This is a genomic window from Pseudomonadota bacterium (assembly GCA_030775045.1).
Lineage (GTDB): Bacteria > Pseudomonadota > Alphaproteobacteria > JALYJY01 > JALYJY01 > JALYJY01.
Genome location: JALYJY010000066.1, coordinates 1 through 9,998 on the forward strand (window position 1 = coordinate 1; position 9,998 = coordinate 9,998).

Sequence of the window (9,998 nt, forward strand, 5' to 3'; positions counted from 1 at the left end):
GGATTCATCCGAAGTCTATGTGGTGGCCACAGGCTTTCGCGGCGGATCCTGATCAGAAAGACCGCCCCAGGGCAACATTCGCTTCAGGATATTGTCCCGGCGGATGAAGTGGTGCCACAGGGCTCCGCCCACATGGGCAACCAGCAGGGCCAGCAGGACAAACACCAGGATTTCGTGAGCTTCCCGGGCCAGGGTGTACAGGTACTGGTCAGGACCTGTCAGCCGCGGAACCGTGAACAGGCCGTAGAAAACAGTCGGAATATTCAGGGGCGATGCCGACACCATGACCCAGCCCGAGAGGGGCAGGGCAAACAGCAGGATATAGAGCAGGGCATGCACGGCATGGGCTGCGGCCTTTTCCCGCCACCGCATGGCGACAGGCAGGGCCGGGGCCCTGTTTCCGGCGCGCCACAGAAGGCGAAGGGTGACCACAGCCAGAACCAGCAGGCCGGTAGATTTGTGCAGCTGGTACAGCCGGAATTTCAGGGACAGATCCTCCGGACCCAGGCCGGCCATGACAAAACCCACAGGGACCAGCGCGCAAACCAGCAGGAAAATGGTCCAGTGCAGGGCTTTGGCAACGACACCCCACTGGTTCTGCGTATTGCGCCAGGGCATGCTATTGCCCCTTGGCGCGGACAGCATTGATGGTGAAGTTGACCTCGACGGTCAGACTGACAGGATTGCCTGTCGCCCACTGGCCCTGTCCGATCCCGAAATCAGCCCTGTTCAGGGACAGTTTTCCGATGGCTATGGCCTTGTCCCCGTCCACTGTGATGGTGGCGGGGATTTTGACCGGCAGGGAAATGTTCCGGATGGTCAGCTTGCCCTCCACCATGTATCCGTTATCACCTGTGGGGCTGAAGGACGTGCTCTGGAACGTGGCTTCAGGAAACTGGGTCACATCAAACCATTCTTTGGTCGCAGCAACGCTATCCCGGTCAGGCGTGCCTGTGTAGAAGGATTTTGTGTCGATGGTGACCCTGGCACTGGCTTTTCCGGGCTGATCCGGATCAAAAGTGATCCGGGCATCGAAATTCCGGAAACCGCCGGTGAAAGGGGCGCCGTCCTGGGTTGCGGTAAAACCCAGGCGACTCTGGCTCTTGTCCAGAATCCATTCCGTAGCATGAACGGGGAAAGCCAGGCAGGCCAAAAAAAGGACAACAGCAGAAAATTTCATCATGATGGCGGCCTCATTTGCCGGGAGCCGGAGAGGCTTCCGCGTTGACGGTAACAAGAACATCATCCCCGACAGCAGGCAGGCCATAGCTCATTCCAAAATCGCTGCGCCGGACAGTGATGGTGGCTGAAAAGCCTGAAATCACTTTTTCAGGGCTGAAAGGATGTGGCGCTGTCCTGTTGTGATGGATCTGCAGCACAACCGGTTTTGTCACACCCAGCATGGTCAGGTTTCCCTCTACTTTGGCATCATCGGGTCCTGTCTGCTCGACCCTGGTGCTGACAAAGGAAATGGTCGGGTACTGTTCCACGTTCAGGAAGTCCTTTGTCCGCAGGTGTTTGTCCAGTCCGGCATGACCTGTATTCACGCTGTCCGTTTTCAGGTTGAAGGACACGCTGCTGTTTTCCGGTTTGTCCTGGTCCAGAATCAACCTGCCGTCAAAGGCGCGGAACTGGCCTGTGACATAGGAAAAGCCAAGGTGATTGGCCATGAACACCACCTGGGTGTGATCCGGATCCATGACGTATTCCTGGGCAGCCGCCAGGACGGGACCAGAAGAAACAGAAAGGGAAGCAGCAAGGATCAGGGCGGCCAGACGTTTCATGTTTTTATGCTCCGGAAAAGGTTTCACATCCCAGACTGGTGGCTGATTGTGTCTGAAACTTGACGCGGCCCTGGAACCAAAGTAGAACAGGCGAAGTGTTTCTGATTTGTTCCGGGGGGTGCAATTGCGATGCTGACCAGAAAACAGCTTGAACTGCTTCACTTTCTTCACCGTCGCCTGCGGGAGACGGCTGTGTGTCCTTCCTTTGAGGAGATGAAGGAGGCCCTGAACCTGAAGTCCAAATCCGGAATCCATCGCCTGATCGGTGCTCTGGAGGAACGGGGATTTGTCCGCCGCCTGCCTCACAGGGCAAGGGCGCTGGAGATCCTGCGGGTCCCGGAGGCAAAACCCGGAAAACAGGAACTGGCTCCCGATCTGCGGCCGGCGTCAAAGGGCAGAGGAGAAAAGGCTTCTGTTGCAGCTGTTGTGGCTGCGGCGGCCCAGGCTGCGGTGTCCCTTCCCCTCTACGGGCGTATTGCGGCCGGTCTGGCCATCGAGGCAGTCAGCGATCCGGGACAGACCATTGACGTTCCTTCCTCCATGGTGGGCCGTGGCCGGTACTATGCACTGGAGGTTTCCGGGGATTCCATGATCGAGGCGGGCATTATGGACGGGGATATCGCCATCATCCGGCATACGGATACAGCCCGGGAAGGGGATATCGTGGTGGCCCTGGTCAACGATGGTGAGGTGACGCTGAAGCGCCTGGGGCCGCCGGGCCGGAACGTCGTCCTCCAGCCGGCCAACAGGAACTACAAGGTTCAGGTATATCCCGCCGGGCATGTCCGGATTCAGGGCCTGCTGTCGGCGCTGTTCCGGCGGTACTGACGGGGCGGTTTTTCCGGCGGGGTCCAGGGTCTGTGGATGTCCGGATGCCGCGTGACTTCTGTGGTGGCATCATCCGGATCCAGGGTCAGACTGTGAGCCCCGCTTTTCTGCAGGCTTCGGCGGTCAATGACCAGAGGAGCAGGGCAACCCTTCAGGGGTTTGAGGGGGCTGATGACTATATCCGCCCTGAAACAGTCTTCGGCGGCGCCGGTATCCCGGATGATGGCAACGGTATAGCCATTCCTGTGATACAGGCAGCCCAGGGCATCACAGGCGATGCTTCCGTCCCTGCTCTGTCCTGAAGCAGGCCAGGTTTCACGGGTGGCCGGGCGTCCGTCCCGCTGGTTCCATATTCCCGCCTCAAACTTTCCGGACAGGGAGGAGGACAGGACAAGATTGCCCCGGCTGTCCCGCAGGCCCACCAGCTTTCCATCTCCTGAAACCAGAATGTCCGGCCGGTGTATGAAAAGAAGGCTGAAGAATCCTGCTATGAAGGGAAGGGCGCCCAGCCGGCGCCATGGTCTTTTCCACAGGCAGATCCACAGGCCGCCAATTACGAGAAGGGCAAGACCTGCACCGGGCATGACCGGTGCGCTGAGCCGGGCCCAGGGCATTGCAGCTGTCCAGTGGGCAATCGCCACCACAATATCCGTTCCCCACCCAGCCACTTTCAGGGGCCAGAGGTCCAGCCCCAGTGGCATCAGGGCATAGGCCACCAGGATGGCCGGCATAATCACGAATCCTGTGACAGGAACTGCGGCCATGTTGGACAGCAGGCCATACAGGGTTATCTGCTGGAAATGGTACAGGGCAAAGGGTGCCGTCGCCAGGCTGGCCACCACGGATGTGAGCAGGACTCCGCCGCAGTACAGGGCTGCGCGACCCATAATGCCGCTGTCCCGGCGCCATGCAATGATCCGGCCCTGCAGCGCCTCGTATGTAGCGATCAGCGCGGCCACAGCGGCAAAGGACATCTGGAAACTGATGCTGAGAAGGCTTTCCGGCAGGACCAGCAGGATGCCAGTGGCGGCGATGGCCAGGACCCGCATGCTCAGGGCACTGCGGTCCACGATAATAGCGAACAGGACCAGGCTGGACATGAGGGCCGAGCGCTGGGCTGGAACCGGATATTCCACCAGGATGGTATAGGCCAGCGCGGCCAGAATGCCCGCTGCCGCCGCCCATTTCTTGATGGGCATGCGCAGGGCAATGGCCGGAAACAGGGCCAGCAGGGCCCGGACCAGAAAAAACAGGCTTCCGGCCACCATGCCAATGTGCATGCCGGAAATGGACAGCAGGTGGGACAGGCCTGATATGCGCATGGCCTGCAGGGTATCGGCCGGGATGGCTGTCTGCTCCCCCGTCATCAGGGCGTGGACAATGCCCCGGGAGGGCTGTTCCATCGCTTCCTGGATACGCACAGCCATGTGACGCCTGGCTGATTCCAGTGCGGCCGGAACAGTGTTAAGCCATGAAATTTCCGGCTCATGCAGGATCCTTACTCCAGAAACCGCATACCCAACTCCTCCCAGGCCCAGAAAAAAGGCATGGCGGCGAAAATCAAAAGCGCCGGGTTCTGCCGGGTCAGAAGGTGGGGAGAGTACGGCCATGATCTCCACCAGACTACCCAGCGGCGGCACTGTGTCCTTTCCAGACATGCGGATCCGCACCTCACGTGGTGTGCGCTCCGGTGGCAGGCGGGCCATACGCACATCCTCCAGCGTCAGGCGCCATCCTGAATCCAGCTTTTCCACACCGGACAGGATGCCCTTGACGGGGGAGGGGGCTGTCTCCCGCTCCAGAATCGGGGTGTATACAATTCCGGTGCGGATCTGCGCGGCTGTAAATCCGGCACACGTGGCAAGGGTAGCGGCACAGGCCAGGATCAGCCCCATATGCCTGCGCGACAGCCACAACAGACCGCAGAAAAGGCCACAGGCAGAAGGTCCGGCCAAGGCGGATGGCTCACGCGGAAGGACAAAATAGACCCAGATGCCAAGGCCCAGAAAGACCGGCAGCCACAGAAGCCACCGGTCCCGTTCGGCGGCCAGCAGGGCGGACAGCGACATTTTCCCCACTTTTGATCCCGTGTGAAAAGGGCTAGGGTACTTCAGGAAATTCCTTTCTACCTTTATTGACGGTTTTTTGCATGACTGTTGTTACACGCTTTGCCCCTTCGCCCACCGGCATGCTGCACATTGGTGGCGCCCGCACGGCCCTGTTTAACTGGCTGTATGCCCGGCACCACAAGGGAAAATTCCTGCTGCGGATCGAGGACACGGACCGGGAACGCTCGACCGAACAGGCCGTGCATGCCCTGCTGGATGGCCTGTCCTGGCTGGGCATCCAGTGGGATGGTGAGCCGGTGTTCCAGTTCGCCCGCAAGGATCGGCATGCCGAGGTGGCCCGCGAACTGCTGAAGTGCGGCAAAGCCTATTACTGCTATGCCTCCCAGGAAGAACTGGAGGAGATGCGCAAAAAGCAGGAGGCTGCGGGCCAGCCCCAGCGCTATGACGGGCGCTGGCGGGACCGGGATCCGTCCGGGGCTCCTGCCGGCGTCAAGCCGGTGATCCGCCTGAAAGCGCCTGCCGAAGGCGAAACCATTGTCCATGACGGCGTGCGGGGCGAGGTGCGTGTCCAGAACAGCCAGCTGGACGATATGGTGTTGTTGCGCAGTGACGGCACGCCCACCTATATGCTGGCCGTGGTTGTGGATGACCACGACATGGGCATTACCCAGGTGATCCGGGGCGAAGAGCATCTGGTCAACACGTTCCGCCAGCTGCAGATCTATGAGGGCATGGGATGGACGCCGCCGGCCTTTGCACACTTGCCCCTGATCCATGATATCAACGGCCAGAAATTATCGAAACGTAAAGGGGCTGTGGGGGCGCAGGAATACAAGGACATGGGCTATCTGCCCGAGGCCCTGCGCAACTATCTGATGCGTCTGGGCTGGAGCCACGGGGACGATGAGATCATATCCCTGGAGCAGGCTGTGGAGTGGTTTTCACTGGAAGGCCTGGGAAGTTCTCCGTCCCGGTTTGACTTCGTCAAGCTGAACAGCGTGAACGCCCACTACATCAAGCTGGCCGACGACCAGCGGCTGGTGGACCTGATCGTGCCTCAGCTGGAAAAAATGCTGGGCGCGCCGCTGACGGTGGACCAGAAAAAACTGCTGCTGGCCGCCGTGCCAGGCCTGAAGCCACGGGTGAAAACCCTGGTGGAAATGGCCGAACAGGCGGCATTCTATTTCCGTAAGCGCCCGCTGATGCTGGATGACAAGGCGAAAGGCCTGCTGGATACCGATGCGAAAGCGCTGCTGAAACAGCTGGCGGCGGGTCTGGAAAAACTGGAGCCCTGGACCCACGACGCCATCGAGGCCGGGTGCCGCCAGCTGGCTGAATCTTCCGGCAAAAAGCTGGGCCAGGTGGCGCAGCCCCTGCGCGCGGCGCTCAGCGGCTCGTCCGTTTCGCCACCCATTTTCGAGGTGGCCCAGTTGCTGGGTCGTGCCGAAACCCTGGGTCGCATCGGGGATGTAACGGCGTGAAGGCGTAAAGGCCTAAAGGAAAAACAGCGTGCCACTGTCCTGGAATGAAATCAAAGACCGCGCTCTGGCGTTTTCCCGTGAGTGGGAATCCGAAACGTCCGAGGATGCGGAGGCCAAGTCTTTCTGGGATGGATTTTTCAGTGTCTTCGGCGTGTCCCGCCGCCGCATGGCATCGTTCGAGACTCCGGTGAAAAAATCCGATGGCGCAGGTGGATATATTGACCTGCTGTGGCGAGGTGTACTGCTGGCGGAACACAAATCCCGCGGCAGGGATCTGGACAAGGCGTTTGATCAGGCGCGCGAATACTTCCCCGGCCTGAAAGATCGCGACCTTCCCCAGTACATCCTGGTGTCTGACTTTGCCAGATTCCGCCTCTATGATCTGGACAGCGGCGACATTCAGGAATTTCCACTGCAGGACCTGCACAAAAATGTCCGGTTGTTTGGCTTTATGGCCGGGTACCAGACCCGTTCTTTCGGCGAGGAAGATCCCGTCAACGTCCAGGCGGCGGACCGGTTGGGCCAACTGCATGACCTGTTGAAGGCATCGGGCTATGTGGATCATCCTCTGGAAGCGCTGTTGGTCCGTATCCTGTTCTGCCTGTTTGCCGATGACACCAGCATTTTTGAACGTCGCCAGTTCGCTGATTTTATCGAGCAACGTACCGCAGAAGACGGGAGCGACCTGGGAACGCGCCTGGCGCACCTGTTTCAGATACTGAATACGCCGAAAGCACAGCGCCAGACAAATCTGGACGAGCAGCTGGCCGCCTTTCCCTATGTGAACGGCAAGCTGTTCGAGGAAACACTGCCCATTCCTTCCTTCGACCGAAAAATGCGTGAAAGCCTGCTGGAAGCCGCCGCTCTGGACTGGAGCCGCATCAGCCCTGCCATTTTCGGGTCCCTGTTCCAGTCCATCATGGATGTGAAGGCCCGCCGCGACCTGGGCGCGCACTACACCACGGAAACCAATATCCTGAAGGCCCTGAACCCGCTGTTTCTGGACAACCTCCGGGCAGAATTCGAGAAGGTCAAAAAGGACAGGCGCAAGCTGAACGATTTCCGTCGCAAGCTGGCCTCTATCCGTGTCTTTGACCCTGCCTGTGGCTGTGGCAACTTCCTGGTCGTCGCCTATCGGGAAATGCGCCAGCTGGAGCTGGAGGCCCTGCGGGCCATCCTGAAAAACGAAACCACCCGCCTGTTGAGCATCGATGACATCATGTGGGTGGATGTGGATCAGTTTTATGGCGTCGAGATCGAGGAATTTCCCGCCCAGATCGCCCAGACGGCCCTGTGGCTGATGGATCACCAGATGAACATGAAAGTATCCCAGGAATTTGGTCTCTATCTGGTGCGCCTGCCCCTTAAAAAAGCGCCAAAAATCATCCATGGAAACGCCTTGCGTATGGACTGGCGGGACATTGTTGACCCCAAAGACTTGTCCTATATCGTCGGCAACCCGCCGTTCGTGGGGAAGAAAGAGCAGTCTGAACGTCAAAAGGAAGAGGTGCTGACCGTCTTCAAGGATATCAAGGGGGCGGGTATTCTGGATTATGTGACGTGCTGGTACCGAATGGCAGCACAATATATCCATGAAAATGCTTTCATTCGCGTGTCCTTTGTTTCCACGAATTCAGTCACCCAGGGTGAGCAGGTTGGGGTTTTGTGGTCATGCCTGCATAAGGAAGGCATCAAAATTCACTTTGCCCACCGTACCTTCCAGTGGACCAGCGAGGCGCGCAGGGCCGCCGCCGTTCATTGTGTTATCATCGGTTTTTCTTTGCAGGACATAGCGCCTAAATGGCTGTTTGAATATGAAACGTCAAAGTCTGAGCCGCTGGTACGGCAGGTGGAAAAGATAAATGCGTATCTGGTGGAGGCCGATCCTGTTTTGATGATGCGGCGCTCAAAACCATTATCAGGCAATATTGCTGAAATGAACTACGGAAGTATGCCCATAGATAATGGGTGGCTGATCCTGTCCCGGGAAGAACGGGATAAATTGCTGCAGGATGAACCAGAATCAGCTCCCTGCATAAGGCGGTACATGGGTGGGGACGAGTTTATCAATAACATCCCCCGATATTGCCTGTGGCTTGAAAATATTGATCCTGTACTGTTACGCAGACTGAAACATGTTCATCAACGGATTGATGGAAACAAGGCCTACCGTTTGTCCAGCGGACGGGAAACAACCCGTAAATTAGCCAGTGTACCAGGTCTTTTTGGGGAAATCCGGCAGCCGGAAACACCCTATCTTCTTGTTCCCAAGGTTTCATCGGAAAGCCGCTTTTATCTTCCGATCGGGTTCTGTAAGCCCGACGTGATTGCCAGTGGCAGTACGCTGGTTGTCCCCAACGCCACGTTTTATGAATTTGGTATTCTTTCTTCACTCATGCACAATGTATGGATGCGGGCTGTATGTGGCCGAATGAAAAGCGATTATCAATACTCCGCAGGCATTGTGTACAACAACTTTCCGTGGCCGGAGCCGACGGAAAAACAGCGGCAGAAGATCAAGGATACTGCGCAAGGAATTCTGGCCGCGCGGGCCCAGTTCCCAAAGGCCGCGCTGGCAGATCTGTATGACCCCCTGGCCATGCCCCCCGTTCTGGTCAAGGCGCACCAGGCCCTGGATCGGGCCGTGGACGCGACTTACGGCAGGACCAACTTTGTCAGTGAGGCTGAGCGCGTGGCATTCCTGTTTTCCCTGTACCAGAAACTCATTGCTCCGCTGCCACTGGGGGAGAAGGGCGCCAAAGCCAGAAAGACAGGAAAACCAAAAAAAGCGGAAGAAGTTTTATGATCCTCGCCCTGAGCCGCATCGGGGATGTGCTATAATCAGTAAATGTTCGACGACGAGCTGAGAGAACTGTACCAGGAAGTGATCCTGGACCATGGTCGCCATCCGCGGAATTTCCGTCACCCGCCGGAAGCCAACCGCCATGCGTCCGGGCACAATCCCCTGTGCGGAGATAAAATCACCATATATCTGACCCTGTCGCCGGACGGTATTATCCAGGATGCGGCCTTTGAGGGAAAGGGATGCGCCATCAGTCAGGCCAGCGCCTCCCTGATGACCGAGACGGTAAGGGGAAAAACAGTGGCCGAGGCTGAAGCCCTGTTCGGCGCGTTCCATGACCTTTGTACGCAGGATAATCCCGCCCCGGCGCCCGTCAGCGAGGACGACCTGGATCGCCTGAAAGTCCTGGCCGGCGTGCGCCAGTTTCCCATGCGGGTCAAATGCGCCACCCTGTCCTGGCACGCCCTGCATGCAGCCCTGGCGGATGAGGGGACTGTCAGTACAGAGTAGGGCATATACCCCGGGCCCTTAACCCTTTCCCGCATCTGTACAGGGATCCTGAAATCCTTCACAGGCTTATGTCCCGCAACAGAATCGGGACAGCGCCATGATAACCCATATGAAACGAAGGTATCCCGCAGCAGTGGTGGCCCTGACGGCCAGCGGTCTTGTGGGCGTTCTGGCCCTGTGCGGTCAGGAAATCCCGGCTGAGGGGGTAGCGGCCGGGGACAGCAGGGTGACAGTTGTACCAACCCCGGCTTTCCGCCAGCCCCTGGCCGGGTCTGCAATATCTTTCCCTGCCGTTACAGAAGTCGACACCCTTCCTGCTTCTGAAGAAAAGAGGACAGCAGAAAGCAGGTTAGCCAGAACTGTTTCCCAGGATGCTGTTTCGGATACGGAAGGCGATTTCAATCCGGAAAAAGCCCTGATTTTACTCCGTGATGATTCCGCGTCAGTTTCTGATCGCATCCTGACCCTTCAGGAAAAGCTTGATGCACAGTTCAGGCATCTGGGGCGGGAGGCTGTCATAAGC

9 protein-coding genes are annotated in these 9,998 nt (G+C 58.3%); 5 read left to right on the forward strand and 4 right to left on the reverse strand.

The features are described from left to right. Nucleotides 1–15: 15 nt before the first annotated feature. Genes M3O22_06620 through M3O22_06630 form a run of 3 tightly spaced genes read right to left on the reverse strand, consistent with a single transcriptional unit; the run spans nt 16 to nt 1,784 of the window. A complete protein-coding gene (locus M3O22_06620; protein MDP9196419.1) occupies nt 16–618 on the reverse strand; it encodes a cytochrome b in 603 nt (200 codons plus the stop codon). 1 nt (nt 619) lies between these two features. Next, a complete protein-coding gene (locus M3O22_06625; GenBank protein ID MDP9196420.1) occupies nt 620–1,183 on the reverse strand; it encodes a YceI family protein in 564 nt (187 codons plus the stop codon). Nucleotides 1,184–1,193: 10 nt separating this feature from the next. Then, nucleotides 1,194–1,784 (reverse strand): YceI family protein, encoded by a 591-nt coding sequence (locus tag M3O22_06630; GenBank protein ID MDP9196421.1) that lies wholly within the window; start codon nt 1,782–1,784, stop codon nt 1,194–1,196. Between the two features lie 129 nt (nt 1,785–1,913). Between M3O22_06630 and lexA the strand changes: the two genes are divergently transcribed. Beyond that, nucleotides 1,914–2,612, forward strand: a complete 699-nt coding sequence (gene lexA / locus M3O22_06635; GenBank protein ID MDP9196422.1) for a transcriptional repressor LexA — start codon at nt 1,914–1,916, stop codon at nt 2,610–2,612. Here the strand turns inward: lexA and M3O22_06640 are convergent. Next, nucleotides 2,576–4,681, reverse strand: a complete 2,106-nt coding sequence (locus tag M3O22_06640) for a ComEC family competence protein (GenBank protein MDP9196423.1) — start codon at nt 4,679–4,681, stop codon at nt 2,576–2,578. The two genes, lexA and M3O22_06640, sit on opposite strands and share 37 nt — an antisense overlap. 80 nt (nt 4,682–4,761) lie before the next feature. Between M3O22_06640 and gltX the strand changes: the two genes are divergently transcribed. From gltX to M3O22_06660, 4 genes are all read left to right on the forward strand, one after another. Then, the gene (gene gltX / locus M3O22_06645) at nt 4,762–6,162 is read left to right on the forward strand and encodes a glutamate--tRNA ligase (GenBank protein ID MDP9196424.1); all 1,401 of its coding nucleotides are present in this window, start codon (nt 4,762–4,764) and stop codon (nt 6,160–6,162) included. Between the two features lie 28 nt (nt 6,163–6,190). Further along, entirely contained in the window at nt 6,191–8,968 is a 2,778-nt protein-coding gene (locus M3O22_06650) for an N-6 DNA methylase (protein ID MDP9196425.1), read from the forward strand. Between the two features lie 42 nt (nt 8,969–9,010). After that, entirely contained in the window at nt 9,011–9,475 is a 465-nt protein-coding gene (locus M3O22_06655; protein ID MDP9196426.1) for an SUF system NifU family Fe-S cluster assembly protein, read from the forward strand. Nucleotides 9,476–9,584: 109 nt separating this feature from the next. Then, nucleotides 9,585–9,998: hypothetical protein (locus tag M3O22_06660; protein ID MDP9196427.1), on the forward strand; the 414-nt coding region annotated here is incomplete at its 3' end.